The 26,078-nt window shown below is 43.4% G+C and carries 22 protein-coding genes; 4 read left to right on the forward strand and 18 right to left on the reverse strand.

The features are described 5' to 3' along the window. Positions 1–79: 79 nt before the first annotated feature. Both glgP and GPK88_RS04755 read right to left on the reverse strand, forming a co-directional pair. Complete coding sequence (gene glgP, locus GPK88_RS04750) at positions 80–2,347, reverse strand: glycogen/starch/alpha-glucan family phosphorylase (protein ID WP_215707565.1); 2,268 nt, start codon at positions 2,345–2,347, stop codon at positions 80–82. 138 nt (positions 2,348–2,485) lie between these two features. After that, positions 2,486–3,406: an AraC family transcriptional regulator gene (locus GPK88_RS04755; RefSeq protein WP_148444913.1), complete on the reverse strand. Its 921-nt coding sequence runs from the start codon at positions 3,404–3,406 to the stop codon at positions 2,486–2,488. A 205-nt stretch (positions 3,407–3,611) separates the two neighbouring features. Here GPK88_RS04755 and GPK88_RS04760 point away from each other — a divergent pair, with 205 nt between their 5' ends. Then, on the forward strand, positions 3,612–4,826 hold the full coding sequence (locus GPK88_RS04760) for an iron-containing alcohol dehydrogenase (protein ID WP_148444914.1): 1,215 nt from the start codon (positions 3,612–3,614) through the stop codon (positions 4,824–4,826). Between the two features lie 34 nt (positions 4,827–4,860). Next, on the forward strand, positions 4,861–6,240 hold the full coding sequence (locus tag GPK88_RS04765; RefSeq protein ID WP_215707566.1) for an aldehyde dehydrogenase: 1,380 nt from the start codon (positions 4,861–4,863) through the stop codon (positions 6,238–6,240). A gap of 117 nt (positions 6,241–6,357) precedes the next feature. Here GPK88_RS04765 and GPK88_RS04770 read toward each other — a convergent pair whose 3' ends face one another. From GPK88_RS04770 to GPK88_RS04795, 6 genes are all read right to left on the reverse strand, one after another. Next, positions 6,358–7,098: a hypothetical protein gene (locus GPK88_RS04770; RefSeq protein WP_148444916.1), complete on the reverse strand. Its 741-nt coding sequence runs from the start codon at positions 7,096–7,098 to the stop codon at positions 6,358–6,360. Between the two features lie 200 nt (positions 7,099–7,298). Beyond that, the gene (locus tag GPK88_RS04775; protein WP_148444917.1) at positions 7,299–8,375 is read right to left on the reverse strand and encodes a M14 family zinc carboxypeptidase; all 1,077 of its coding nucleotides are present in this window, start codon (positions 8,373–8,375) and stop codon (positions 7,299–7,301) included. 63 nt (positions 8,376–8,438) lie between these two features. Then, positions 8,439–9,059 (reverse strand): hypothetical protein, encoded by a 621-nt coding sequence (locus GPK88_RS04780; RefSeq protein ID WP_173761855.1) that lies wholly within the window; start codon positions 9,057–9,059, stop codon positions 8,439–8,441. Positions 9,060–9,145: 86 nt separating this feature from the next. After that, positions 9,146–10,159 (reverse strand): SH3 domain-containing protein, encoded by a 1,014-nt coding sequence (locus GPK88_RS04785; RefSeq protein ID WP_215707567.1) that lies wholly within the window; start codon positions 10,157–10,159, stop codon positions 9,146–9,148. A 127-nt stretch (positions 10,160–10,286) separates the two neighbouring features. Continuing rightward, positions 10,287–10,691: a hypothetical protein gene (locus GPK88_RS04790; protein WP_215707568.1), complete on the reverse strand. Its 405-nt coding sequence runs from the start codon at positions 10,689–10,691 to the stop codon at positions 10,287–10,289. A 73-nt stretch (positions 10,692–10,764) separates the two neighbouring features. Next, positions 10,765–11,505 carry an acyltransferase family protein gene (locus tag GPK88_RS04795; protein ID WP_148444921.1) on the reverse strand — a complete coding sequence of 247 codons (741 nt, stop codon included), beginning with the start codon at positions 11,503–11,505 and terminating at the stop codon, positions 10,765–10,767. A 214-nt stretch (positions 11,506–11,719) separates the two neighbouring features. Between GPK88_RS04795 and GPK88_RS04800 the strand changes: the two genes are divergently transcribed. Beyond that, positions 11,720–13,180: a helix-turn-helix domain-containing protein gene (locus GPK88_RS04800; RefSeq protein WP_173761852.1), complete on the forward strand. Its 1,461-nt coding sequence runs from the start codon at positions 11,720–11,722 to the stop codon at positions 13,178–13,180. 90 nt (positions 13,181–13,270) lie between these two features. Here the strand turns inward: GPK88_RS04800 and GPK88_RS04805 are convergent, their stop codons facing one another. From GPK88_RS04805 to trpE, 8 genes are all read right to left on the reverse strand, one after another. After that, positions 13,271–15,358 carry a hypothetical protein gene (locus GPK88_RS04805; RefSeq protein ID WP_173761851.1) on the reverse strand — a complete coding sequence of 696 codons (2,088 nt, stop codon included), beginning with the start codon at positions 15,356–15,358 and terminating at the stop codon, positions 13,271–13,273. A gap of 199 nt (positions 15,359–15,557) precedes the next feature. Continuing rightward, positions 15,558–16,328 carry a tryptophan synthase subunit alpha gene (gene trpA / locus GPK88_RS04810; protein ID WP_173761850.1) on the reverse strand — a complete coding sequence of 257 codons (771 nt, stop codon included), beginning with the start codon at positions 16,326–16,328 and terminating at the stop codon, positions 15,558–15,560. Next, a complete protein-coding gene (gene trpB, locus GPK88_RS04815) occupies positions 16,321–17,505 on the reverse strand; it encodes a tryptophan synthase subunit beta (RefSeq protein WP_148444925.1) in 1,185 nt (394 codons plus the stop codon). Before trpB ends, trpA begins: the two co-directional genes overlap by 8 nt. A gap of 1 nt (position 17,506) precedes the next feature. After that, complete coding sequence (locus GPK88_RS04820) at positions 17,507–18,145, reverse strand: phosphoribosylanthranilate isomerase (RefSeq protein WP_173761849.1); 639 nt, start codon at positions 18,143–18,145, stop codon at positions 17,507–17,509. Further along, positions 18,142–18,936 (reverse strand): indole-3-glycerol phosphate synthase TrpC, encoded by a 795-nt coding sequence (trpC, locus tag GPK88_RS04825; protein ID WP_173761848.1) that lies wholly within the window; start codon positions 18,934–18,936, stop codon positions 18,142–18,144. The genes GPK88_RS04820 and trpC overlap by 4 nt, the downstream gene beginning before the upstream one ends. Next, a complete protein-coding gene (gene trpD, locus GPK88_RS04830) occupies positions 18,933–19,946 on the reverse strand; it encodes an anthranilate phosphoribosyltransferase (RefSeq protein WP_173761847.1) in 1,014 nt (337 codons plus the stop codon). Before trpD ends, trpC begins: the two co-directional genes overlap by 4 nt. Positions 19,947–19,959: 13 nt before the next feature. Next, the gene (locus tag GPK88_RS04835; protein WP_173761846.1) at positions 19,960–20,538 is read right to left on the reverse strand and encodes an anthranilate synthase component II; all 579 of its coding nucleotides are present in this window, start codon (positions 20,536–20,538) and stop codon (positions 19,960–19,962) included. Beyond that, positions 20,535–22,022, reverse strand: a complete 1,488-nt coding sequence (gene trpE, locus GPK88_RS04840) for an anthranilate synthase component I (RefSeq protein ID WP_215707569.1) — start codon at positions 22,020–22,022, stop codon at positions 20,535–20,537. Before trpE ends, GPK88_RS04835 begins: the two co-directional genes overlap by 4 nt. 562 nt (positions 22,023–22,584) lie before the next feature. Here trpE and GPK88_RS04845 point away from each other — a divergent pair. Further along, the gene (locus GPK88_RS04845; protein WP_215707570.1) at positions 22,585–23,262 is read left to right on the forward strand and encodes a GTP pyrophosphokinase; all 678 of its coding nucleotides are present in this window, start codon (positions 22,585–22,587) and stop codon (positions 23,260–23,262) included. A 17-nt stretch (positions 23,263–23,279) separates the two neighbouring features. Here GPK88_RS04845 and GPK88_RS04850 read toward each other — a convergent pair whose 3' ends face one another. Both GPK88_RS04850 and GPK88_RS04855 read right to left on the reverse strand, forming a co-directional pair. Beyond that, positions 23,280–24,263, reverse strand: a complete 984-nt coding sequence (locus GPK88_RS04850; protein WP_173761843.1) for an AraC family transcriptional regulator — start codon at positions 24,261–24,263, stop codon at positions 23,280–23,282. Positions 24,264–24,363: 100 nt separating this feature from the next. Next, entirely contained in the window at positions 24,364–26,046 is a 1,683-nt protein-coding gene (locus GPK88_RS04855; protein ID WP_215707571.1) for a hypothetical protein, read from the reverse strand. Between the last annotated feature and the right edge of the window lie 32 nt (positions 26,047–26,078).

The following is a 26,078-nucleotide window of genomic DNA, read 5'->3' on the forward strand; positions in this document are numbered from 1 at the left end:
CAGCAACTTACGCTGAATGCCGGTGTTTCTCTATTTTTCTATTTCACATACACGCCGGAACACCCTGGCTGAGACCGTTTTATTTCTCAGCTGTCAGATGCCAGATATCTCTGTTGTACTCCTCAATCGTTCTGTCTGAAGAGAAGTATCCTGCTTTTCCGATGTTTACAAGCATTTTTTCTGCCCATGCGGTTCTGTCCTCATAATCGGACAATGCCTGATCTTTCACCTTCGCATAATCCTCGAAGTCAAGAAGAGTCATGAACCAGTCTTTGCTTACGATCTCATGATGCAGTCTTCTTAAATGCTCCTCACTTCCAATGGAAAGAAGCTCGTTTCCTACGATAAAGTCTACTGCACGACGAATGCGCTCGTCTTTCTCATAGAAATCTCTGGAGCAGTAGTCAGCCTTTTCATAGTGTTCGATAACCTGCTCACTGGACTCACCAAAGATATAGATGTTATCCTTACCTACCAGCTGGCTGATCTCCACATTTGCACCATCCATGGTTCCCAGTGTTACAGCACCATTGAGCATGAACTTCATATTTCCTGTTCCGCTGGCCTCTTTGGAAGCAAGAGATATCTGCTCGGAGATATCGCAGGCAGGGATCAGCTTCTCTGCTGCACTTACGTTGTAGTTTTCCACCATAACAACCTTCATGTACGGGGAAACCTCCGGATCATTGTTGATAAGCTCCTGTAAGCAGAGGAGCAGGTGGATAATATCCTTTGCGATAACGTATGCAGGAGCTGCCTTTGCACCAAAGATAAAGGTTACCGGGCGCTGCGGCTTCTCACCTGCCTTGATCTTCAGGTAACGGTCGATGATATAAAGTGCGTTCAGCTGCTGACGTTTGTACTCATGAAGACGTTTGATCTGGATATCATAAACACTGTGTGTGTTGATCTCCTCACCTGTATTAGCTTTGATAAACTCCGCACATCTCTTCTTTGCATCCTGCTTGATCTTAAGGATATTTGCAAGAACGTCCTGATTTCCCTTGAAGCCAAGCATCTTGTCAAGCTCAAAGGAATCCTTGCGGAAGCCGTCACCGATCATGGATGTGATGTACTCTGTCAGCGGATGGTTGCAATGAAGGAGCCATCTGCGGAAGGTAATTCCGTTTGTCTTGTTATTGAATTTCTCCGGATAGATCTCATAGAACTGATGAAGCTCTGTCTCCTTCAGGATATCGGTATGAAGGGATGCAACACCGTTGATGGAAAATCCGTAGTGGATGTCCATATGTGCCATGTGTACCAGGTCGTTCTTGTCGATGATGGCAAGATTTTCCTGCGGATATTTTGCTTTGATACGCTCGTCCAGCTTGCGGATGATCGGCATCAGATGCGGAACAACCTCCTCAAGATAGGAGATTGGCCATTTCTCAAGTGCCTCTGCAAGAATGGTATGGTTGGTATAAGCACATACATGAGATACGATCTCGCATGCCTCCTCGAACTCGATTCCACGCTCTGTGAGGAGACGGATAAGCTCCGGAATTACCATACTCGGATGTGTATCGTTGATCTGGATCACTGCGTAATCGGCAAGGTCATGAAGATTGCAGCCTTTTGCTGTTGCCTCATCCAGGATCAGCTGTGCCGCATTGCTTACCATGAAGTACTGCTGATAGATACGAAGCTTTCTTCCTGCATCATCGCTGTCATCCGGATAAAGGAACAGTGTCAGGTTGTGGAGCAGATCCTTCTTATTAAAAGAGATTCCCTCGCCTACAATGCTCTCATCTGCAATATCAATATCAAAAAGGCGAAGCTTGATCGCTTTGTTCTCATAGCCTGCAACATCAATATCATACAGTGTGGATTTCAGCATAAAGCCCTTAAACGGCACGTAATAGGAAACGCCTGCATCTGTAAGCCAGCTCTCCGGCTGGATCCAAGGGTTCGGTGTCTCAAACTGAAGATGATCTTTGAACTCCTGTTTGAAAAGTCCAAGGTGATAATTAAGTCCGATTCCTTCTCCCGGAAGTCCCAGAGTTGCGATGGAATCCAGGAAGCAGGCTGCCAGACGGCCAAGTCCGCCATTTCCAAGAGATGGCTCCGGCTCGATCTCCTCGATCATGGAAAGCTCTTTGCCGTTTTCTTTGAGATATTTGGCAACTTCGTCATAAACACCGAGATTGATCAAGTTGTTGGAGAGAAGTTTACCGATGAGAAATTCTGCGGAAATATAATAAATCTTCTTTTTTCCTTCCTGATATCCGCGGCCTTTCAGCTGCTCCTTTGTCCAGGAGAGAAGTCCGTGATAGATTTCCTCGTTTGTACAGTCTTTCACATTTTTGTTATATTTGTCTTCAAATACTTTGCTTAATGTTTCCATTTTTGATCTCCTTTCATGGATCTTTATGGGATGAAATGTGTTTTTACAAGGTTGTTTGCTTTGTTTTTGATGATATTAGGATATCATGTGATGCAATGCAAAAATATAACAATCCTGTCATGATATACAAAATATTTGTCAGACTGACTGCCGCATGCTCTTTCTGTACCTATGTGGAGAAACCTCATTGGCCTGCTGAAATTTCTTGATAAAATAGCTTGTACTGTTAAATCCCACGTTCATGGCAATCTCCGTCACCGGTGCGTCCGAATGGGTAAGAAGATATTTCGCCTTCTCCATACGGAAATCATTGATATATTCCACCAGAGTTTTTCCCGTATACTGGCGGAAAAGCTTCATAAAATAATACTCGCTGTAATTGGACAGCCCGGAAAGTTCCGAAACCGTAAGGTTTTCTTGATAATGAAGACTGATATGATCCAGAACCTCCTTCACTGCCGCAAGGCTTTTATTCTGCTCTGTGCTTACCGGAATGATATAATGTTTCGTCAGCATCTCGTAAAAGAAATCAAAGAACAGCATTTTGAGCTTCACATAAAAGTACGGTTTCTTCTTTGTATGGCAGGTATGGATCTCCATAAAAATCTCTTTAAGCTTCTCATACCCGGAATCGCCTTCTTCTATATGATGACAGAATTCTGCCCTGTTTTCCATCAGAGGGGAGACCACACATTCCTGGCAGATATCTCCCGGCTGCCCGGCCAAAAATCCCAGGCCAAACACCACACTTTTATAATAGAGAGGATTGTTTAAATCTGTCCGCATACTGTGAAGAACCCCGCAGTTTACGATCAGGATATCTCCCTTTTTCAACCGGATACTCTCCCGGTTCAGTCTGGCAAAACCGCTGCCTTTCTCAATATACATGATCTCCATCTCACTGTGCCAGTGGTCATACAGCGCATGGAAGATCTCACAGTCCCCCGTGTACGTCTCCACCGGCAGCTCAAAGGAGCCGTGGGGGCTTAATTCTTTTAAATTATCATCCACTTCGGATACGTGAAGAGGATTTTTTTCGGATATATCTGTTCCTGGCATGGTTTCCTCCGTGAGTCAAGTTTTGTTCGACTGCTCTTAGTCTAACGGATATTTCCAGCCATGACAATATTATATTTTCTCCTTTTCCTTTTTATGACTGACAAAAACGGCAGCTATCAACCTCAATCTTGACTTTTCCCCTCCCAACTGCTATATATAATATTTAGAATAAAATAATTTGATTATAAAAGGAACGATAACCACCATGAATCCATTAAAAAAAGCTTACTGCCGTATTTTCCAGAATGTCTTTAAATTCGCCCTTCCTCTGCTGCCTTACCGCAATCCAAAGATCATCGGAAGCGTCAAAGGTATACCGGAAGTTCTGGAAAAAAGAGGTTATAACAACGTGCTTATTATCACAGACGCAGGCATCCGAAGTCTTGGCCTTACCGAACGCCTGGAGCAGACTCTGAGACGAAACTGCATTTCCTACCAGATCTACGACAAAACCGTAGCCAATCCCACAACCGTCAATGTAGACGAAGCCCTTCATATGTATCTGGACAATGACTGCCAGGCAATTATCGGTTTCGGCGGCGGTTCCAGTATGGACTGTGCAAAAGCTACCGCAGCCCGCATTGCCAAACCGCACCAGTCTCTGGCACAGATGAAAGGAATCCTGAAAGTCCACAAAAAACTGCCTCTTCTCATCGCCATCCCCACAACTGCCGGAACCGGAAGTGAAACCACACTTGCAGCCGTGATCACCGATGCAAAAACCCGCCATAAATACGCCATCAACGATTTTCCACTGATCCCACGGTATGCAGTTCTTGATCCGAAGGTTACCTTAAGCCTTCCGCCGTTTATCACCGCCACTACCGGAATGGACGCCTTAACCCATGCAGTGGAAGCCTACATTGGAAATTCCACCACACCAGGCACACGGAAAAACGCCCTGGATGCAGTCCAGCTGATCTTTGAAAATCTGGATACCGCCTATACAGACGGCAATAATATTGAGGCAAGACGAAATATGCTCCGCGCTTCCTATTTTGCAGGCTGCGCTTTCACAAAATCCTATGTGGGATATGTTCACGCAGTTGCTCATTCCCTCGGTGGAAAATATAACGTTCCTCACGGACTTGCCAATGCCGTGATCCTGCCTATGGTTCTGGAAACCTACGGTGACAGCATCACCCATAAACTCCGTAACCTTTCTCTGGCCGCAGGGCTCTGCGACAAACAGGAGGATGATAAAACTGCTGCCCGGATGTTCATTGACGCGGTAAAAGACATGAAAAAGCGTTTCGGCATTGGAGATTATATTCCGGAAATCCAGGAAACCGATATCCCGGAGCTTTCCCATTATGCAGACAAAGAGGCCAATCCTCTGTACCCTGTTCCTGTGCTGATGGATGCCAGCGAACTGGAAACTTTGTATTACAGACTGATGCCGCCGGCTGGTAACCGCTGATCATGCCTATTTTATAAGAAAGGACTATCATTCCATGGAAAAAGAACAGATCACCCAGCTTCTGGAAAAACAGCGCCAATACTTCTACTCCGGCGCAACTTTAAATCTCGATTTTCGTATCAGCGCCCTGAAACGCCTCCGTGCCTCCATCCAGAAACACGAGCAGCAGATCCACGCAGCACTGAAAAAAGATCTGGGAAAAAGCAATTTCGAGAGCTATATGTGTGAAACCGGACTGGTGCTCTCCGAGATCACACATATGTTAAAAAATATCCGCTCTTACGCAAAGGAAGAAACCGTACCAACTCCGCTAGCACAATTCCACTCCCGCAGTTTCCGCAAGCCATCTCCATACGGAGTGGTTCTCATCATGAGTCCATGGAACTATCCGTTCCTTCTCACCATAGAACCACTGGTGGATGCCATTGCAGCCGGAAACACCGCCATCCTGAAACCAAGCGCCTACTCTCCGGCAACCAGTGAAGTGATCCGCCTTCTGATCCATGAATGTTTTGACCCTAAATATGTATCCGTTGTTACAGGCGGACGCGCGGAAAATACCCACCTTCTCAGTCTGCACTTCGATTACATCTTTTTCACCGGAAGCCAGGCTGTAGGAAAGGAAGTCATGCGGAAAGCATCGGAATACCTCACCCCGGTCACACTGGAGCTTGGAGGAAAAAGCCCCTGCATCGTGGATAAAACCGCCAATCTCCGTCTTGCAGCCAAACGTATCGTATTCGGTAAATTCTTAAACTGCGGACAGACCTGCGTGGCTCCGGACTATATTTACTGCGACCCTGAGATCAAAGACGCCCTGGTAGCAGAACTCCGCCGCCAGATCAGCCGCCAGTATGGCAAAGAACCTCTGAAAAACCGGGATTACGGAAAAATCATCAACGAAAAACATTTCGACCGTATCAACAGCCTGATCGATCCTGCCAAAACCGTCTGTGGCGGCGGTTCCAGCCGTGAAACACTTCAGATCGAACCCACGGTTCTTGATAACGTAACCTTCGACGATCCGGTTATGCAGCAGGAGATCTTCGGCCCGGTACTTCCGATCCTCACCTACGACTCTCTCGGAAGTGCCGTAGCAAAGATCAACTCCATGGCTCATCCACTGGCCCTCTACCTCTTCACCAGCGACGAAAAAACCGCCCGGGAAGTAACTTCCCGGTGCGGTTTCGGCGGAGGCTGCATCAACGATGTCCTCATCCATCTGGCCACCAGCAATATGGGCTTCGGCGGCTTCGGCGAAAGCGGCATGGGCTCCTACCACGGCATCGACGGCTTCCGGACATTTTCGCACTATAAGAGCATCGTGGATAAGAAAACCTGGATTGATCTTCCTATGCGGTATCAGAAGTATCGGAAGGTTTATGAGAAGATGGTGCGGGTGTTTATGCGGTAGATACAGACAGAGGACGATGATATCTGCATCGTCCTCTTTTTTTCCTCCCGCCTTTTAGTATTTTTCCGAAGTAACTACAGATTACCCGCTGAGAGAAATGAACCGGCTTTTACTTTTTTAATATAACGTTTTCAAAGCCTCGGCCCGTACATAACCCAATTGTTTTCCATCTGTAACTTCTACATATTCAGTATCTTTGTACTCCATGCTGCTACCATGACTATATAATTTTGTGCCGGCTTTAAAACTTCCTGTTTTTACAAAGAGAAGATCATCATTTCTTATATCAACATTCTGCATTACTTCGTATTTTGGATTATTTAACTCCGCAAAAAATCCTATGTTGTTATTAAAATTGTCTTTTACGGTAATCTGAAATGTAGCAACATAGATTGCAATTACCAGAAAAATTGAAATGATATTCAAAATTGCTTCTCCCTTTTTGCTTGTAATATCTGCTAGTACTTTTATCTGTCCAGGTATTAACGCAACCTCAATCAAAACAAGACCAACAATTAATGATGTAAAAAATATATTTTTCATCAGAAAATCAAAATGTCCTATTACTATATAACTTCCTTTTGAGAGATTATCTCCCCAGGCCGCAGAATCAATCATAAGTAATACATACATAAAAATGGTCATGATCATTAAACCTTTTACACAGGTTGCTATTTTGTGTGATATTGTTTTCTTCGTAAATCCGGAAAAAAATATGTAGCCTCCACCAAAAAATGCGATTATGGCCGTAATCATAAATAATATAGGTCCTATATTACTGATGATCGTATACCCCAATCCAATTCCCAATATTGCCAGAAATATTATAAGTGCTCCCAAATCCACTATAATAAACATTTGTGTTTCCTCCCTTTCCTAATCACGTTAGTGTTTTTTGATATGTCTATAGATTAGCAGATGGATAGTCATAGTCGGGTTTTACTTTTTTTTATAAATTTTGAGAACTTTTGGAGCTGCAATCTGAATTATACAGCAGGAATTTATATAACATATAGCAAAAGGGAGAATACCTGCTGAAGTCATTCTCCCTTTATTTATCAGTCAGCACAAACACATTCTTCCCACACATTTTTATTTGCATTCCAGATCTCATCAAATTGTTCTTCCGGAACCGGAACTGTATCTCTACCTACCTCTATAGTAAGACTGGGAATTCCTTTCTGGCTGATTGCCCAGTCTTTATAACCGGCAGGGTCAAGAGACTGATAATCTGCATCCATGACATATCCGGTTAATGCTGAAATCCGCTCTCCGAATGCCTTCGTATCTTCATAAAGCTGTCCTTCCTGTCCGAAATACCAGTAAATTACATTTCCCTGTGCATGATAACTTACTGTTCTGGCAAAATTCTGTTCTTCAGTAAGTGTGATCATTGCATCTGTCTCTTTCTCACTTCCAGGATATGGTCCCTTATAATGTGACGAAGAGGGATGTCCGACAGGATCTGCATAAGAATCCCACAGTGCATCAAAATTACGGTTAAGATCAATTCCGCATCCATTTGATTTCCAGTTTATCAGATAATCTCCCTGCGCTTCCTGTCCATCAAGTGCTGCAATACCCGTCACTTTTGTTCTCATCTCTTCTGTCTGAAGTCCTGAAAGTCCCTTCTGACTTATAGCAACACCATCCGGATTTACCATAGGCATAACATGGATCTGGCAGTTTTCCCACATTTCTTTGTATGGAACTTCATTACAGGATTTCTCATCTACATTTTGTAAGTCAGATAATTGTTCATAATCATCGTTATTTGCAATATGCTCCAGGAAAGCTTCTGCCTGTTTCATTACAAGCTGACATGTTATATATTCTCTTGCGTGAATACCGGCATTAATAAAAATCTTCTTTTCCGCATTTGTATCTCCTATAACCAGATCATATAATTCCCGGCCATCTGCACTCTGTCCAAGAGAACTGATCTGAATATATGCCCCGTATTTTTCCTGGAGCTTTTCAATATCATCTTGCATATTTTCATAAGTATATTGCTCGAGATACTGATCTGCGTAAAAATCCCCTTGCATTTCATCTTCTGCCATACATGGTTTCAGCGAAATTTCTGATACCAAAGCCATAGCGCTTAAAGCCAATATATATGCTTTTATTTTCATGCTTTTATTTCATACTTTTGATCTCTTTTCTATGAAAATAATTCTCACAGATACTATTGAGGTTTACAGTTTTTTGTTTACAGTCTGTTTCATATTTGTAATAATAAATCCATTCTTATTATTTGATTTTTTGAGATTTATTTTATATGTTCCCATCAATCCATAATTTACTTTATCCCAGGAATTATAAAGATACACATTGTATGTAACTTCATATGTCTGCAAACCTGTTTTTACTATTTTACGGACAGATCCTTTAGGTCTCGCTTCTCCCCAATCTCCCATTTTATAGATGATCTTATTGTTTTTATTGTAGATCAGATAAGCTGGATTTTTGGAATAACGATATGTATTCATCTTTTTAAATGTTACTTTTGTCGTGTTAAAATACAGCTTCATTTGAGGCTGTATTTTTTTCTTAACATAAGAGAAACTTTGACCGTTTAATTTGTAGTCAGGGATAGCTACCATTGTTGTTTTGGCATAATCATCAAATTTAAACTGATAATTCCTAAGGCATCCCAAGCCCATATAATAATCAAAATTTCGCATCATTTTTGCAACTGATTTTTGATATGCTTTCGTAACATCCTTCCTGGCAAATGCTGAAGCAGAAAGTGGAAATGAAAACAACATAATCACTGATAACATTATCGCTAAAAAATATTTAAATTTCTTTTTCATTATTATCCCTACCTCACTATACTCCCCGGTGAATATTCCTTCCCGAACATATTTATTATATTCTTACATATCATCGAACTATCTTCTTACTGAAAATCCAAATAATCCGCAAGCGCATATCCATGATTTCCCATATAATAAATTTCATAAAAACCATTTCCGGCACTTGCTACAAAGCTGACTGTCGAACCAAGTGGAATCTGGCAGATTTCGCCTGAATCTACATCCGGAGCCGGACGAAGTGTAATACTTTCTTTACAGTTTACTACACGACAGGTATCATAAGCTGAACTGTTTCCCGCAGATGACAGATAATTTGCCAATGCGTATCCATTATTTCCATTATATGAAATATAATAAAATCCATTGGAAGCTGTACTGATATAAGACACTGCCGATCCCAGTGGAATCTGACAGATTTCACTGGCAGAAGTACTTGGATTTGTTCTCAGCGTAATGCTCTGCTTACAGTTTACAACATAATATGTCGGATAAGCTGATGAATAACTGGAAGTCACATTACCAGATGATTTATATATAGATAAATAAGACGCCAGTCCATATCCTGTACTTCCATTATAAATAATTTTATAAAAACCATTCTGAGCTGTCTCGATATAACTTACTGCTGAGCCCAGTGGAATCTGGCAGATTTCACTGGCAGAAGTACTTGGACTTGTCCGTAATGTAATGCTCTGCTTACAATTTACAACATAGTATGTCGGATACATGATCGTAGAAGGCTGTGATGAAGAGCTGTAATAAGAATCTGCCGGTTTATCTGTTGATAAATATGCTGCAAGTCCATATCCTGTTGCTCCATTGTAAACAATTTTATAAAAGCCGTTCTGAGCTGATTCAATATAACTTACTGCTGAACCATAAGGAATCTGACAAAGCTCACCCGATGATACATTCGGCTGAGGACGTAATGTAATGCTCTCTTTACAATTCACTACATAATATGTCTCATACTTCGGATAACTCTTCTGTGTTTCAGTTGCTGTCTTCGCAGCTGCTGAAACAGGAACCGAAACAGTCATTCCAACAGCCAGACATAATGTTAAACAGCAACTTAAAAAAGCATTTTTTCTTCTCATATCCACACTCTCCTTGTCTTCTCAGTTTTTCAACTGTATCTTATACAAAGTATATCATTGTAATCAGCTTCATACAAGTTACTGTTGTAAAACACCTCTGTTTTTTAAGCGAAATAATTACGGATCTTCATCCTTTTTTACTCTCACATATCTCATCAAATTCCTCAAGAGATATCGGAGTTTTATCTCTCAGCTCATTTCCATAATGGCTGACTTCCACACCTTTCACTTCTTTTTCCGTGTACACGAAAGTCTGTTCTTCCTTAGACCTCCATACTACACTCCCCCCATCTTCCAGTTTTCCGATCATATAAAACTGTGCCACCGTCGGATCACTGATCGCGCTCACAGAAATCTCCGTGCTGGACACGATGTTAAAAATATCTCTGACTCCGTAATCATCCGGAAGTTCAACAACTATGCAATCATCTTCCTTATCAGAAACAACAGTCCCGCTTTTTCCACATCCTGTCATCAGTGTCGCTGTAATACCCAAACATAAAATCCCTGCAAAAATCTGTGTTTTCTTCATATTTTTTTCCTCCCACCTGTTGGTATTTTTTGAAGTGACTATAGGTTACCAGATGAGAGGAACCAGCCGGGTTTTACTTTTTTTTACGATTAAATGCCGTTTTTATGGTTACAAAAACTATCGCACTGACAAGTACCACCGTAACACGGACTGTACAAAGCAACAGTGCCGCTTTTTTTGATGGACATGTAAATACGCCTGAAACAAAGTTTTTCATTGTTGGAAGCACTATACGATCCAATGCATGCATCGCATAAATATATAATGAAAACTTTCCACACCAGGAAAGAAACTTACTGGCTGTTTTATTTTTTTCATTAATAAACTGAGAAAACTTTGCTACAAAATAAGTTCCGCATACCGGGCCTGCCACAGAAATAACTCCGGTATAAGCAGCTTTATGCATTGCAACACCGCCCCACTTCGCACATATTCCCCATACGAACAGCCCCAGTATAATGCTTTCCGGAGATATTTCTTTTATATTCTTTTCAAATATCTGTTTCTTTTTCATTATGTATCCGATATGGTAAAAAAGCATTCCATACATGCCTGTCTGAATTCCAAATGGAAGCCATACCTTTTCTTTCAGCTGTGCAGCCAGAATTGCCAGCGCAATTACCAATATCCACATTGAAATATTATATTCCTCAGATACTTTCTTCACGCATAAATAGCAAATCTGACAGATAAATAACGCCACCAGAAACCATGTCATTCCAATCATTGGCACAGAATGCTTATCAATTCCTTTCGGCATATTACTTCCTGATGCATAAAAAAGTGCTCTTAAAAATTTCCATTTTCCTTCCATCCTGTTTCTTTAATGTCTTTTTTATTTTTTCAAAAAATTTCCTCTTTCTTTATACAATTTTAAGAAGCTTTTATGATAATCACAACATGGGGCGCAGTTTGTGGACAGTTTTTCTGTCTGATTTTGATGATTTTTCAAAAAAATAGACTAATTTTGTTTCCACATGTATGTTATACTCTAAATATCTACAGTATCTACGAAATGGTTTTTACATATGTCTATATTTTCTGATTTATTTAAATATTATATCCATGAGAAAAATATTAAAGTCATGTCTCTTGCTCATTACTGCAATCTGGAACGTTCTACCGTTTATAAATTCATTAACGGAAAACGTGAACCAATGTCCATGGAGCTGGTAGAGCAGATTGCCCGTTTTATACAGCTTACCCCTCCTGAGACATATAAATTTAAGGAAGCCTGGAAAATGGCACGCATGGGTGAAAATACTTATTATATCCGAAAGAGTATGGAACGTTTTTTATCCGATTTTCCCAATAAATCCACTCCGGCTTCATATAGTGCTCCTCTCCAGGAAAATATGTCAGGAACTCCTTCAACCACCCCAAACTGTCTTCTGCTGAATTCCAGGCAGGCAGTGGATTCTTCTGTTCGCCGTATCTTACTTTCCGAAGCATCAAAAAAGGACGGCCGGATTTCTCTTTTTCTGCAGCCCGACTATCCTTTCTTGCTCCATTTATTATCTACCATTCAACCTGCCGGCACCCTGCAAATCGATCATATTTTCAGTCTGAACCGTACGGCACAATTTACAGAAGCCCATGAACTTTATGAGCTTTATTATTTAAGAAATCTTTTTCCTATCTATATGAACAAACTGGATTACCGTATCCATTGCTTTTATACAAACGAGATTTCGCATTTTAAAAATCTCTCTGCACTGCCTTATATGATTCTGACTTCGGAATATGCCATTACATGTTCTTCCGATTATCAGATGGGAATTTTATATCAGGATTCGGAAATTTTACAGGCATTGTGGAATCTTTTCCGCTCCCATCAGGATCTCTGCCAGCCTGTATTCCAGACCTTTCCCATCGTTGCAGATGATCTTCCGTCCCTTTTCCAGTTTGTTGCAAACACAAGGGCTTCTGCCGATGTATCAATTTTCATTCAACCTGAAGCATGTATTTTACCATTTCTGCGAAGAGATCTGCTGGAAGAGATTTTTAATTACAATATTCCCGGAGCAGATGCTGTTATCTCTATGGCGGATACTTTATTTATCGATAATATGCAACGGATCAAAGATGAAAAATTTATCATATACTTTACAGAATATGGTATGACACGCTTTCTGCAGGATGGATTATTCGAAGAAATCCCATCCACGTTTTACCATCCTCTGACTGTGAAACAACGTATCCGTATCCTTCATGAAATAACTCAGTGTTGTCAGAATGGTACTTATCGGATCCTGAAAAAACCTTTGAATCATCTTTCTGAAAATCTTCGAATGGCTCTTTGTGGAAATACGTGTTCTCTTACCTATCAGACAAATGCAGGTGAGCATATGTGCTTTGCCATTACAGAACCTTTTATCCTTCAGATTTTTCAGGATTTCCTGACAGACATGGATTCGGATGTCTATTACACGCCGGATGAGGCTGTTGCGATCATTGACCGTATGATCCGGCAACTGGAGGCAAAATAATATATGAGAAATCAAAAAGAATGCCGTTACATCATTTCATTCATTTGATGACAGAACAGCATTCTTTTTATTTATAAATAATATTCCCTTCTACTTCTTAGTCGTAACAGTCTTAGCCGCAGACCATGCAGAATAGTATGTTTTTCCATTAAGTTCCTTATATGTTCTGACCCGGACGTAATACTTTTTGCTGCCAGTCAGCCGCTTACAAGTTTCTACTGTCTTCTTGTTATTTTTGACAGATACAGTTGTTCCATTGGAAAAATTGGAATTTCTTGAATACTGAATCTGATATCCTGTTGTTTGTACAGACTGTTCTTTCCATCTTACCCGAAATCCTTTTGATACAGATGCAATTGCTGCAATGGATGTTGCAGCCGGTTTAATTACAAACTGCTTGGTAACAGATCCCTGATAGTAGCTGCCTTTAAAAGTTACTTTTATCCCATAACTTCCGACATTTTTTCTGCCGGATGGGTAACTTACCGTGTAATAAGAGGAATTGATTGCCGCACCATTGCTTCCCTTTACAACTACAGATGGTTTTCGCACTTTTCCATTGTATGTACAACTTGACGGAGACAGTGAAATTTTGTTCGCCGCATAAAGAACTGTCGTTCCGTTAGTGGCGCCGCAGGAACAAGTCTTTACGATCTTTCCGTTGGCTTTCGGAGTTGCTTTTGTAATAACATTTTTATAAGCATGCGTATGAGACGGATTTATTTTAATTGTGTAATCTACACTAGAATAGCCACTTCCGTCTTTCGCTACCTTCAGATAATAGGTTCCTGCTGAAAGACGGATCTTTGGCATGGTTTTCGAGGAATCAGTTCCTCTCAAATCATAAGTCTTCAGCTTCGAAAAACTTGAATTGTACAGATCGACACACCAGTAGTATCCATTTGATTCCATATATTTATGAGTAAATTTTAATGAAACAGAATCTATTTTTGATACTTTAAATTTATACCAGTCCACATCCGAGTATTTCATTATGCTTCCATAATATGTTTTATTGATACTGATTGTATTTGCGGAATTGTAGTCATCATTAAACTCTTTTTCCCAGACACTTGATGCAGTATAGTTTATTTTTACATTATAGTTTACTTCTTTATACCCACTTCCACCTTTTTGCACTTTTATATAATAAGTACCTGCCGGAACACCAATATTTTCCCCGGTAGCTGAAGTGTTATTTCCCTGATAATAATAGTAATTCAGACAGTTCATTTCCGGGTTATACAAGTATGCTTCCCAGTAATTTCCCGATTCTTCCACATAATCATGGCCAAATTTCAGTGAAATATATCCCGGACTTGATATTTTAAATTTATACCAGTCTACATCCGAATATTTCATTATGCTTCCGTAATATGTTTTATTGGTATCCAGAGTCATAACATTTGGTGAAGAATAGGTATCGTTGAACTCTTTTTCCCAGATACTGGATGAAGTATAATTTACTTTTATGTTATAATTAACGTCTTTATATCCACTTCCGCCTTTTTTTACTTTTATATAATAAGTACCTGCCGGAACGCCGATGTTTCCTCCTGTGACCGATGTCTCTGTGCCACGGTAATCATAACTGTTTAAACAGGATTTATCCATGTCATAAAGATATGCCTCCCAGTAATTTCCTGAGGAATCCACATAATCATGGGTAAATTTAAATGAAATATATCCTGGATTCGATATCCGGAATTTATACCAGCTAACATCATCATAACTTTTTATATAATCTGTATAGGTTGCATTCACACTGATAACCGATGCTGTATCTGCTGTCGTGTTATTCCCGGATATACTGGTTCCTGCCGCATCCGTTGTAAATTCCGGCTCTTCCAGTTCAATCTGCTGTGAAGATTCCAGCTGCATCTCATCCGTTTCCGAATCTGAAAAATCATCGGTAATGTCTATCTCTTCCACTTCACTCTCCGGATTTTCCAGATCTGGCTGTTCTCCCACAATTTCCAGATTTTCCTCTTCGCTGTCGTTTTCCGTTTCTGTAGCAGCCGGTTCTGTTTCTTCCTCTTTCGCATCTGCAAAAACTTCCGCACTGTCGAAATTTTCTGCCGGAACATCCAGCTCCTGCGCGCCGGCAATAACAGGCTGAACAGCAAGCGTAAGTGTCAGCACTACAGAAGCAAACTGTTTTAATCTTTTCTTCTTCATTCGCAAAATCCTCCTTTTTTCAGATATGTCTTGTGCAAATTATACCATCATTGTCAAATATTCACAAGATTCTTTGTGCACTCAGCAAGATATCTTATAATTTTCCTCTACAATCCTGAATACAAAAAAATCTGTTCTACATGATCTCTCAGTAAAACAGATTTTTTCTTCAACTATATATGTGTCCGTAACAGATAACTTATCTTAATGCATCCTTCATCTCTTTCACATACGCCTTTACCTTCGGCACACAATCTTTGCCGTATGTTCCGCAGAGTTTTACTATGGCCGAACCAACAATGGCTCCGTCAGACTGATCGGCCATTTTTTTTGCCTGCTCCGGGGTAGAAATTCCGAATCCTACCGCACATGGAATATCTTTCTGGGATTTTACCAGTTTTACCATGGCTCCGATATCCGTTGTGATGTTGGTACGCATTCCGGTAACACCCATGGATGATACGCAGTATACAAACCCTTCTGCCTCTTTTGCGATCATGGCGATCCGCTCATGGGAAGTCGGTGCAATCAGGGAAATCAGATCCAGGCCGTACTGTTTGCAGACAACGTCGAACTCTTCTTTTTCCTCGAAGGGAACGTCCGGAAGAATCAGTCCGTCCATTCCAACTTCTGCTGCTTTTTTGATAAAGCGCTCAGTTCCGTAGGAAAATACTACGTTGGCATAGGTCATAAATACCATTGGAATTGTTGTTTTTTTACGTATTTTTTCTACCATTGCAAAAATTTTATCTGTGGTAACGCCTCCGGACAGTGCCCGGACATTTGCCTCCTGGATCACCGGTCCCTCTGCGGTAGGGTCTGAGAACGGAATTCCAAGTTCGATCAGGTCTGCGCCTGCTTCTTCCATTGCATATACCAGCTGCTCGGTAATCTCCAGTGACGGATCTCCGCAGGTTAAAAAAGGAATAAATGCCTTTCCGTTTGCAAATGCTTCTGTGATTCTACTCATGAATATCCTCCCCTCTGTAGCGGGCGATTGCCGCACAGTCTTTATCTCCACGTCCTGAAATGGTAACTACCATGATCTTGTCTTTTCCAAGTGTTGGTGCGATCTTTTTTGCGTAAGCTACTGCATGGGCACTTTCAATTGCAGGAATAATTCCTTCTGTTCTGGAAAGATACTCAAATGCGTCTACTGCCTCGTCGTCAGTTACCGGCACATATTCCGCTCTTCCGATATCGTAAAGGTGTGCATGCTCCGGTCCTACCCCCGGGTAATCCAGACCTGCGGAGATGGAGTATACCGGTGCGATCTGTCCGTATTCATCCTGGCAGAAATAGGATTTCATGCCATGGAAAATTCCAAGACGGCCGGTTGCGATGGTTGCTGCTGTCTCTGCGGTATTCACACCGCGGCCTGCTGCCTCGCAGCCGATAAGCCGGACATCTTTGTCCTCAATAAAATTATAAAAAGTTCCGATGGCATTGGAGCCGCCGCCTACACAGGCCAGAACAACATCCGGAAGCCTGCCTTCTTTTTCCAGCATCTGCTCTTTGATCTCCTTGGAAATGACTGCCTGAAAATCACGGACGATAGTTGGGAACGGGTGTGGTCCCATAACAGATCCCAGTACATAGTGGGTATCTGCAATACGGTTTGTCCACTCACGCATGGTCTCGGAAACGGCGTCTTTTAAAGTTGCAGTTCCGCTTGTAACTGCATGGACTTTTGCACCGAGAAGACGCATTTTGTATACATTCAGTGCCTGGCGCTCTGTATCCTCTTTTCCCATGAAAACCTCACACTCCATGCCCATCAGTGCTGCTGCGGTTGCAGTTGCCACGCCATGCTGACCTGCGCCGGTCTCTGCAATGACACGGGTCTTGCCCATTTTTTTTGCCAGAAGCACCTGACCTAATACGTTGTTGATCTTGTGTGCACCTGTGTGGTTCAGATCCTCACGTTTCAAATAGATTTTGGCTCCGCCCAGATCTTCGGTCATGTGTGCCGCATAGTAAAGACGGGAAGGTCTTCCTGCGTATTCATTGAGAAGCTCTGTGAGCTCGCGGTTGAATTCCGGGTCGTTTTTGTAATGATTGTATGCTTCCTCAAGCTCCAGAACGGCGTTCATCAGTGTTTCCGGGATGTACTGTCCGCCATGGATGCCGAATCTTCCTTTTGACATGTTAAAAATCCTCCTTTATGTTCCTCACGGTCTGTACCGCTTTTGCTATTTTATCCGGGTCTTTGTGACCGTCGGTTTCTACACTGCTGCTTAAGTCTGCTGCCCAGGGATGCAGCATTTTTATGGCTGTTTCCAGATTGTCACATCCCAGGCCTCCGGCCAGAAACCAGGGACGCTTTATAGCCGGTACCAGATTCCAGTCAAAGGTCTCTCCGGTGCCCCCGGATCCCTGATCCAGAAGAATGTAATCTGCTTCCGAACGGATCGCACTCTTTACATCTTCTTCTGTTTTTATGGAAAAAGCTTTTATCAGAAGCTGGTCCGTCATAGTCTTAAGCTGTCTGATATACGCCTCGTCTTCCTGTCCGTGAAGCTGTGCCAGGGCAATGGTTCCTTCATTTAAAAGCTGTGCGGGAAGCTCCACCGGTGCATTGACGAATACGCCTACCGGCAAAATGCTTTCATCCAGTTTTTCTCTGAGCTGCCGCAGCTGATCTACTGTGACGTTTCTCCGGCTTTTCGGGAATTCTACAATGAATCCTGCAAAGTCCGGTTTCGCTTCGTTAACTGCCTGGATATCTTCCGGGCGGGTCAAGCCGCAGATCTTGATCCTGGTTCTTTTCTTCAATGCTTCTTTCATCTCAGTACTCCACCATTTAACTCTTCCAGCGCTGCTTTTTTATCCAGGCTTCGCATCAGTGTCTCGCCGATCAGGACCGCGCCTACCCGGTTTCTTTCCAGAATAGCGATGTCTCCGGCGTTTTTGATTCCACTTTCCGAAACAAATACCACATTGTCCGGTGCCAGGTTTCGAAGACGGATGCTGTTATTCATATCAACTTTAAAGGTTTTCAGATCCCGGTTATTTACACCGACGATCTTTGCTCCTGCTTTCAGTGCCCTTGCCACTTCTTCCTCGTCGTGAGCTTCCACCAGTGCATCCATTCCCAGCTCTTCTGCCAGCTCCCGGTATTCCCGGAGTTCCTGATCATCCAAGATGGCACAGATCAGAAGCACTGCCGATGCGCCGAATGCTTTTGCCTGATAGATCATATACTTATCCACCGTAAAGTCTTTCCGGAGAACCGGGATATCCACCATTTCCGTGATCTCACGAAGATAAGTATCCCTTCCCATGAAATAAAAAGGTTCTGTAAGACAGGAGATTGCGGATGCGCCTGCTGCCTCGTATTCTTTCGCAATTTCCAGATATGGAAAATCTGCTGCGATCAGTCCCTTGGAAGGGGAAGCTTTTTTTACTTCGCAGATGTAGGACATGCCCGGTTTTTTCAGAGCTTCCAGAAAAGAGGGCTGCTGCGGTGCTTTTTCTGCCAGAGTTTTTAGCTGTTCCAGAGGAAGCTGAAGTTTTTCCTTCTGGATACGTTCTCTTGTTTTTTCTGCGATTTCTTCCAGAATGTTTTTTTCACTCATTCTTTGTTTGTCTCCTCCACAAATTCCCGAAGTTTGGCTGCTGCAGCTCCGCTATCAATCAGATTTTCTGCCATCTTCACGCCGGCTTCCAGGCTCTCTGCTTTTCCTGCAATATAAAGTGCGGCACCTGCGTTCATGCATACAGCCTGACGCTTCGGTCCTTTTTCGGTTCCGTTTACAATGGCTTTTGTAATCTCTGCGTTTTCTTCCGGTGTGCCACCTGCAAGTTCCTCTTTGCTGCAGCGTGTGTAACCGAACTGCTCCGGTGTGATCTCGTAGGACTGGAACCATCCGTCTTTGATCTCGCATACGGAAGTCGGTGCACTCATGGAAATCTCATCCAGACTGTCCTGTCCAAAAACAACCATTCCACGGTTCACACCAAGTTTCATCATAACCTGCGCCAGCGGCTCTACCAGAGACTGATCGAAGACTCCCATCAGCTCCATGTTTGCGCCTGCCGGGTTGCTTAATGGTCCAAGGATATTGAATACTGTACGGATTCCCAGCTCTTTTCGGATCGGTGCCACATATTTCATTGCAATGTGATAATTCTGTGCGAACAGGAAACAGATGTTGATCTTTTTCAGGATCTCAGCGCTTTTTTCCGGTAGGATGGTGATCTTTACGCCAAGGGCTTCCAGAACATCTGCGGCTCCGCTCTTGGAGGATGCTGCACGGTTTCCGTGTTTTGCAACCGAAACGCCGCCTGCCGCGATCACAAGGGAAGAAGTTGTGGAAATATTGAAGGAGTTTGCTCCGTCACCGCCGGTTCCCACGATTTCCAGAACATCCATGTCGTGGAGAAGTTTGATGCAGTGTGCACGCATACCTGCTGCGGATGCTGTGATCTCATCAATGGTTTCGCCTTTCATGGAAAGTGCGGTAAGGTAGGATGCCATCTGTACCGGTGTTGCCGCTCCGTCCATGATCTCATTCATTACAGCTTCTGCTTCATCATATGTAAGGTCCTGTTTTTTTGAAAGTTTAATGATTGCTTCTTTGATCATTGTGGTTTCCTCCTTATTTCTCTCTGACAACTTTTATAAAATTCTCGATCATCGTTTTTCCATCTGGTGTCATAACCGATTCCGGATGAAACTGTAATCCGAAAATCGGATATTTTTTATGTTCCAGTGCCATCACCTCGCCGTCCTCAGACTCTGCGGTGACAACCAGTTCTTCCGGTAATGTATCCCGGATTGCTGCCAGTGAGTGATATCTTGCTGCCAGGAAAGTTTCCGGCAGGCCCTCAAACATCTGACTCTCACCAACTTTATGGATTTCCTTCTGCTTGCCGTGCATCAACTCTTTTGCATAGGAGACGGTTCCTCCAAATGCTTCACAGATGGACTGATGTCCAAGGCAGATGCCCAGGATCGGCAGTTTGTCTTTGAAATATTTTATGGATTCAATGCAGATCCCTGCATCTTCCGGACGTCCCGGGCCCGGGGAAAGGATCAGGGCTTCCGGCTTCATGGCCTCCAGCTCTTCGATGGTCACTTCATCATTTCTTACGACCTTGATATCCGGTTCCACAGAACCGATCAGCTGGTAAACATTATAGGAAAAGCTATCATAATTATCGATCAGTACTATCATTCCAGTCCCTCCTGTGCAGTTTCGATTGCCTGTACAACGGCTCTTGCCTTGTTGCAGCATTCCTGGAATTCGTTTTCCGGAACACTTTCTGCCACGATTCCGGCTCCGGACCGGATGCAGATCTCGCCGTTCTTTTTATAAACCAGGCGGATGGCAATGCAGGTGTCCAGGTTTCCGGCGAAATCCAGATATCCGATGGCGCCGCCGTAAATACCTCGTTTGCTCTGTTCCAGTTCCTGGATGATCTGGCAGGCACGGAACTTCGGTGCTCCGGAAAGGGTTCCTGCCGGAAGGATGGCATCTACTGCATCCACCGCATCTTTGTCATCCCGGATCTGTCCGGTAACTGTGGAACCGATATGCATAACATGGGAAAAACGCTCGATGCACATATATTTTTCTACGTTTACGGTTCCGATCTTGCTGATCTTTCCGATATCATTTCTTCCAAGATCCACAAGCATGTTGTGCTCGGCACGTTCTTTTTCATCAGAGAGAAGGCCTTTTTCCAATGTCAGGTCTTCTTCTTTTGTCTTGCCTCTTGGTCTGGTTCCGGCTAACGGGAAGGTGCTCAATTCCGTTCCGGTAAGCTTGGCCAGTGTTTCCGGGGATGCTCCTGCGATCTCAATATCATCGCTGGAAAAATAAAACATATACGGAGAAGGATTTGTAGCTCTGAGAACGCGATAAGTATCAAACAGGCTTCCTTCAACTTTTGCCCGCATGGGGTTGGAAAGAACCACCTGGAAAATATCTCCCTCGCGGATGTAATGTCTTGCGGTTTCTACCATCTCACAGTATTTTTCTTTTGGGAACTGTGGCTCAATGGAAGATTTCAGTTTCAGGGACGGAAACTCATCCTGTTTTCCGTTTCGGATCAGATCTGCCATCTCTTTTAACTTCTCTTCGGCTTTCCGGTAGGAATTTTCCAGGTCATCCGTCATCACACCGGTGATCAGAAGTACCTTCTGTCTGTAATGATCAAAAGCGATTACCTGGTCAAAAAGCATCAGGTCCATATCCCGGAAATCCTGTACGGTCTCATCGGCAAGCTTCAGCTTCGGCTCACTGTACTTGATGTAATCATAGGAAAAATATCCTACCAGACCGCCGGTGAATGTTGGCATGTTTTCCAGTACCGGGCTTTTGTACTCTTTCAGGATCTCCCGGATAGCATCTCCCGGATGTTTTACCTGCTGCACGGTTTTTTCCTCGGTTCCGTCTTCATGGATTCTTCTTATCTGGAGCTTTCCGTCCGTACAGGTGATCTCCATGGATGGTTCATATCCCAGGAAGGAATAACGTCCCCAAACCTCTGTCTGACTGGCACTTTCCAGAAGATAGCAATGTCTGCTGGCTGTGCGTAAGGTTCTCATGACTTCTACGGGTGTATAGCGGTCGGAATACAGCTCGTGGCAGACGGGGATGCGCCGGTATTCGCCTGACTGTGCGATACTTTTGAGTTTTTCTAATGTTGGATACATATACAGGCCCTCCTGAGTTTTTTTCATTCCTGTGCCGGAGACGTTGGAACGGTACGATACGGAAAATTCGCGATCCACATTCACTACTTGTTCATGCATTCCAGTTTTGAAAAAATTGGAATTCAAAAAACGCCCGTCTCCGGCAGAATCTGGTTCTGCCAGGGACGAGCGTCAAATTCAAAATCACCCGCGGTGCCACCCTGATTCACGGTTCGATCCGTGCACTTAGCGGAATACCTGCATATTCCCGGCAACTGACGTATGCCCTCACGTCACAGAATACTCGGTATCCATAACACCTTTCCCTGTGACCTCTGCGGTCCATTTGGTAAACTGCTTCTCGGCCCGGCTCTCACCCTCCCGGACTCTCTGTGCGCGCATGAATACCTTTATCTCCGCTTCAACGGTTTAGTGGTTTACTCGATTAAATTTTTTATATAAAATAGCACAGGATTTTTAATATGTCAATACAAAAGTTGAAAAAAATGTCATTTTATTCTATAATTATGACAGTGTGATTATCACAAAACCTACCTAAGAAGGGAGTTTTACAAGAAATACCATGACTGAAAAAAATGCAAACGCCTGGCTGGATACCCCAGATCCACAGGTTTTTATCAAAAATTCTGCAAAATTTAATGATCTGATGATGATGTACCGCTGTACTGTCCGTGAGGTCCGTACCAAACTGGAAGTTCTCAATGATGAGTTCTCCGTAGAATATAAGCGTAACCCGATTTCTTTTATCAAGACCAGGATCAAAAAACCGGAAAGCATCTACAAGAAGCTGAAGAAACTGGGATATGATTTTACTGCCGAGAATATCCAGGATCAGCTCAATGACGTAGCCGGTATCCGTGTTGTCTGTGCTTTTATTGATGATATCTACACCATTGCAGACCTTATTGCCAAGCAGGACGATATCACCGTCATCAAAGTAAAAGACTACATCAAAAATCCCAAACCAAACGGTTACCGTAGCTATCACATGATCGTAGAGATCCCGGTATTCTTCTCAAAAGGAAAAACGCCCATGCGCGCGGAGATCCAGATCCGTACCAATGGAATGGATTTCTGGGCTACACTGGAACATCAGCTCCGATATAAACAGGATATTGAAGAAATGGATGGTTACGAGGAAGTCAGCAGCGAGCTTCTGAACTGTGCCCGCGCTGTCATTGATATGGATAATGAAATGCAGCGAATCAAAGATAAAATCGGACGGTTCCATGATATCTAAAGTTAAAGCAGGTAAGATTATAATCTTACCTGCTCTTTTTCACTGTTCTTTACCCGGAACGCCCGCGGTGTCATATGATAATGTTCTTTAAACACTCTGTGAAAATAACTGTTATTCTCATACCCTACAGCTGCAATAATATCACTGATGGGAAGGTCCGTCTCACACATCAGCTCTACTGCCTTATTCAGGCGTTTTCTCTGAAGAAGTTCCTTGAAATTAAATCCTGTGGTCTTTTTGATCATCTTGCTGAGCACATGCATAGGCAGATGAAGCCTGGTGCACAGCTCCGTAAGGGTAGCTGTCCGGTACTTCTGCTCAATATAGTCCAGTGTTGTCATGGAGATCATATTTTCGTACTGATTGGGAAGGCGCATCTCCACATACTGTACGGATTCCACCAGATACATAAAGATCAGGCCCATGGTGGTCTGGTTGATCCGTTCCCGGTTTTCTTCGCCATTTACAAGAGAATAGATGATATTTTCCAGAAGGTTCTGGATCTGCATGACTTCCGCGACCTTAAAGTGGAGATATTCACCCCGCTCTTCATCCTGGCGCAATACATTCACCAGAAAATCTGCCAGCATGTTGTCATTCCCTGTCATGGAATAGGCCACATCAAAAAACTCCGGCAACACCATAAAATTGATGGCAATATCATTCTGTCCCGCTTTCAGGATCTCATGTTTCGTAAACTGGTTGAGAAAAAGCAGCTCCCCTTTATTCACCACAACTTTTTTTCCATCGATGATATTGGTCAGCGATCCCTCGCACACATACAGCACTTCCACAAAATTATGCCTGTGCGCCGGGAAATGCACAAAACGGGTATGGGTACGCACCGCAATCAGTCTGCCTTCTTTCAGCATCTTCCCACTGTCTACGGTAAAATCTCTTCCGGATGTATAGAGATCTTTATCTACCTCCGCTTCCCCATCCAGGATTTTTCGCTCTTCTTCGGTTATTTTTCTCAGCTGATCCAGTAATGCCTGCTGCATAACGCACCTCCATCGCTGCTTTTCTCTATAGCAAAACAGGAGATCACAAAATGCAATCTCCTGTCTGTAATTCAGTTCTTATATGCTTCCTGCCTGTGAATTAGTCGTCACGACGTCTTAAACGCAGTGCAAAGAATGCTAATGCAGCATCTAACAGTGCAAATACAACCAGCATTCCATAACCAGCGATATGAGAATTATCTGCTGTCTTTACCGCATCTGAAGATGATGTGGATGTTGTGTTATTGGAAGTTGTGTTTGTAGTTGTTCCGTTATTGGTTGTTCCATTTGTGGTAGTTCCATTACCGCCATTGGATCCGTTATTGGTTGTTCCAGGTACCGGTGTTGCTGTTCCTGTTGGAGTTGGTGTTGCTGTTCCTGTTGGGTTCATTGGTACCGGTGTATCTGTTGGCTCTGGTGTGTCTGTCGGCTCTACAGATGGGTCCGGACTTACACTCGGGTCCGGGCTCACACTTGGGTCCGGGCTCACACTCGGGTCTGGGCTCACACTTGGATCCGGGCTCACACTCGGGTCTGGGCTTACGCTTGGATCCGGGCTTACACTTGGGTCTGGGCTTACACTTGGATCCGGGCTCACACTCGGGTCTGGGCTTACGCTTGGATCCGGGCTTACACTTGGGTCTGGGCTTACACTTGGATCCGGGCTCACACTTGGGTCTGGGCTTACGCTTGGATCCGGGCTTACACTCGGGTCTGGGCTTACGCTTGGATCCGGGCTTACACTCGGGTCTGGGCTTACGCTTGGATCTGGACTCACACTTGGCTCAGGACTTACGCTTGGCTCTGGGCTCACACTTGGCTCCGGAGCCGGAATCTCATCATATCCACATCCCAGTACAATATCCATACCTGAGCAAGGAATTACATATCCTGCTGCCCAGTTAACTCTGAATCCAAGGTTCGGACAGTCATTTGTCCAATCCCAGTATGTAAAGGATGTAGAGAATGTAATAGTTCTTACATAAGTTGCGCCTGTATCCGGGTCAACAAATGTAACATCCTTAGTTACACTTACACTATAAACAGCTGGTGCTTCCTTAGTTCCAACCGGATAATTTCCAGGAACACGGATCTGTGCCATTCCGCTGACACCAACACTTCCGCTGAGGGAAGACTGGTCTGCTGAAAAGCCTGCATCACCGGAAATGGATGCATTTGCAATATCCTCAAATGTCAAAATTACCGGCTGTGTGATAGTCTTATCACCAACTTTCAGTGTTGCAGATGTAAGTGCTCCGATATCGATATGATCTACACTTCCAGTTGTGCTTAAACCTAAAGACTGCGGATCTGCTTCTTTACCTTCTGCATCCTGTGCATCTGCATCATTATCCTCTACTCTGTCTGCTTTCTGATCCTCATCTGTGGAATCTTCATCCTCTGTAGAGTCCTCTGCATCTGTGGAATCTTCATCCTCTGTAGAATCCTCTGCATCTGTGGAATCTTCATCCTCTGTAGAATCTTCTGCATCTGCGGAATCTGTATCCTCTGTGGAATCTTCTGCGTCCGCGGAATCTTCTGTATCTGCGGAATCTGTATCCTCTGTGGAATCCTCATCCTCTGCAGAATCTTCCTCATCTGTAGAATCTTCTTCTTTTTCATCTTTCGCAGCGGCTTTCTTTACACTGCTCTTTTCTGCTTTTGTGGAAGAATATTTAGCTGTTTCTGTCGCACCCATGGCAACGCTTCCGCCCTGCATAAGCAGTGCAGCGCCCATCAGGCAGGCAGCAACTTTCTTCCAGCCAGCCCATTTCTTAAACATTGCTCCTCCTCTCCTTGCTTTAGCGGATGGCG

The sequence above is a fragment of the Blautia sp. MCC269 genome (assembly GCF_018785655.1).
Lineage (GTDB): Bacteria > Bacillota > Clostridia > Lachnospirales > Lachnospiraceae > Blautia_A.

Excerpts from the sequence above, each read along its gene's own strand:
- trpC (WP_173761848.1), bottom strand. The coding sequence starts at position 18,936 with ATGAGTGAAAAAAACATTCTGGAAGAAATCGCAGAAAAAACAAGAGAA.
- trpE (WP_215707569.1), bottom strand. The coding sequence starts at position 22,022 with ATGTATCCAACATTAGAAAAACTCAAAAGTATCGCACAGTCAGGCGAA.
- GPK88_RS04795 (WP_148444921.1), bottom strand. The coding sequence starts at position 11,505 with ATGGAAGGAAAATGGAAATTTTTAAGAGCACTTTTTTATGCATCAGGA.
- trpB (WP_148444925.1), bottom strand. The coding sequence starts at position 17,505 with ATGTCAAAAGGAAGATTCGGCATCCATGGCGGACAGTACATCCCGGAA.
- trpD (WP_173761847.1), bottom strand. The coding sequence starts at position 19,946 with ATGATCAAAGAAGCAATCATTAAACTTTCAAAAAAACAGGACCTTACA.
- GPK88_RS04835 (WP_173761846.1), bottom strand. The coding sequence starts at position 20,538 with ATGATAGTACTGATCGATAATTATGATAGCTTTTCCTATAATGTTTAC.
- glgP (WP_215707565.1), bottom strand. The coding sequence starts at position 2,347 with ATGGAAACATTAAGCAAAGTATTTGAAGACAAATATAACAAAAATGTG.
- GPK88_RS04820 (WP_173761849.1), bottom strand. The coding sequence starts at position 18,145 with ATGAAAGAAGCATTGAAGAAAAGAACCAGGATCAAGATCTGCGGCTTG.
- GPK88_RS04760 (WP_148444914.1), top strand. The coding sequence starts at position 3,612 with ATGAATCCATTAAAAAAAGCTTACTGCCGTATTTTCCAGAATGTCTTT.
- GPK88_RS04755 (WP_148444913.1), bottom strand. The coding sequence starts at position 3,406 with ATGCCAGGAACAGATATATCCGAAAAAAATCCTCTTCACGTATCCGAA.
- GPK88_RS04805 (WP_173761851.1), bottom strand. The coding sequence starts at position 15,358 with ATGAAGAAGAAAAGATTAAAACAGTTTGCTTCTGTAGTGCTGACACTT.
- trpA (WP_173761850.1), bottom strand. The coding sequence starts at position 16,328 with ATGAGTAGAATCACAGAAGCATTTGCAAACGGAAAGGCATTTATTCCT.
- GPK88_RS04845 (WP_215707570.1), top strand. The coding sequence starts at position 22,585 with ATGACTGAAAAAAATGCAAACGCCTGGCTGGATACCCCAGATCCACAG.
- GPK88_RS04855 (WP_215707571.1), bottom strand. The coding sequence starts at position 26,046 with ATGTTTAAGAAATGGGCTGGCTGGAAGAAAGTTGCTGCCTGCCTGATG.
- GPK88_RS04790 (WP_215707568.1), bottom strand. The coding sequence starts at position 10,691 with ATGAAGAAAACACAGATTTTTGCAGGGATTTTATGTTTGGGTATTACA.
- GPK88_RS04785 (WP_215707567.1), bottom strand. The coding sequence starts at position 10,159 with ATGAGAAGAAAAAATGCTTTTTTAAGTTGCTGTTTAACATTATGTCTG.
- GPK88_RS04775 (WP_148444917.1), bottom strand. The coding sequence starts at position 8,375 with ATGAAAATAAAAGCATATATATTGGCTTTAAGCGCTATGGCTTTGGTA.
- GPK88_RS04780 (WP_173761855.1), bottom strand. The coding sequence starts at position 9,059 with ATGAAAAAGAAATTTAAATATTTTTTAGCGATAATGTTATCAGTGATT.
- GPK88_RS04850 (WP_173761843.1), bottom strand. The coding sequence starts at position 24,263 with ATGCAGCAGGCATTACTGGATCAGCTGAGAAAAATAACCGAAGAAGAG.
- GPK88_RS04770 (WP_148444916.1), bottom strand. The coding sequence starts at position 7,098 with ATGTTTATTATAGTGGATTTGGGAGCACTTATAATATTTCTGGCAATA.
- GPK88_RS04800 (WP_173761852.1), top strand. The coding sequence starts at position 11,720 with ATGTCTATATTTTCTGATTTATTTAAATATTATATCCATGAGAAAAAT.
- GPK88_RS04765 (WP_215707566.1), top strand. The coding sequence starts at position 4,861 with ATGGAAAAAGAACAGATCACCCAGCTTCTGGAAAAACAGCGCCAATAC.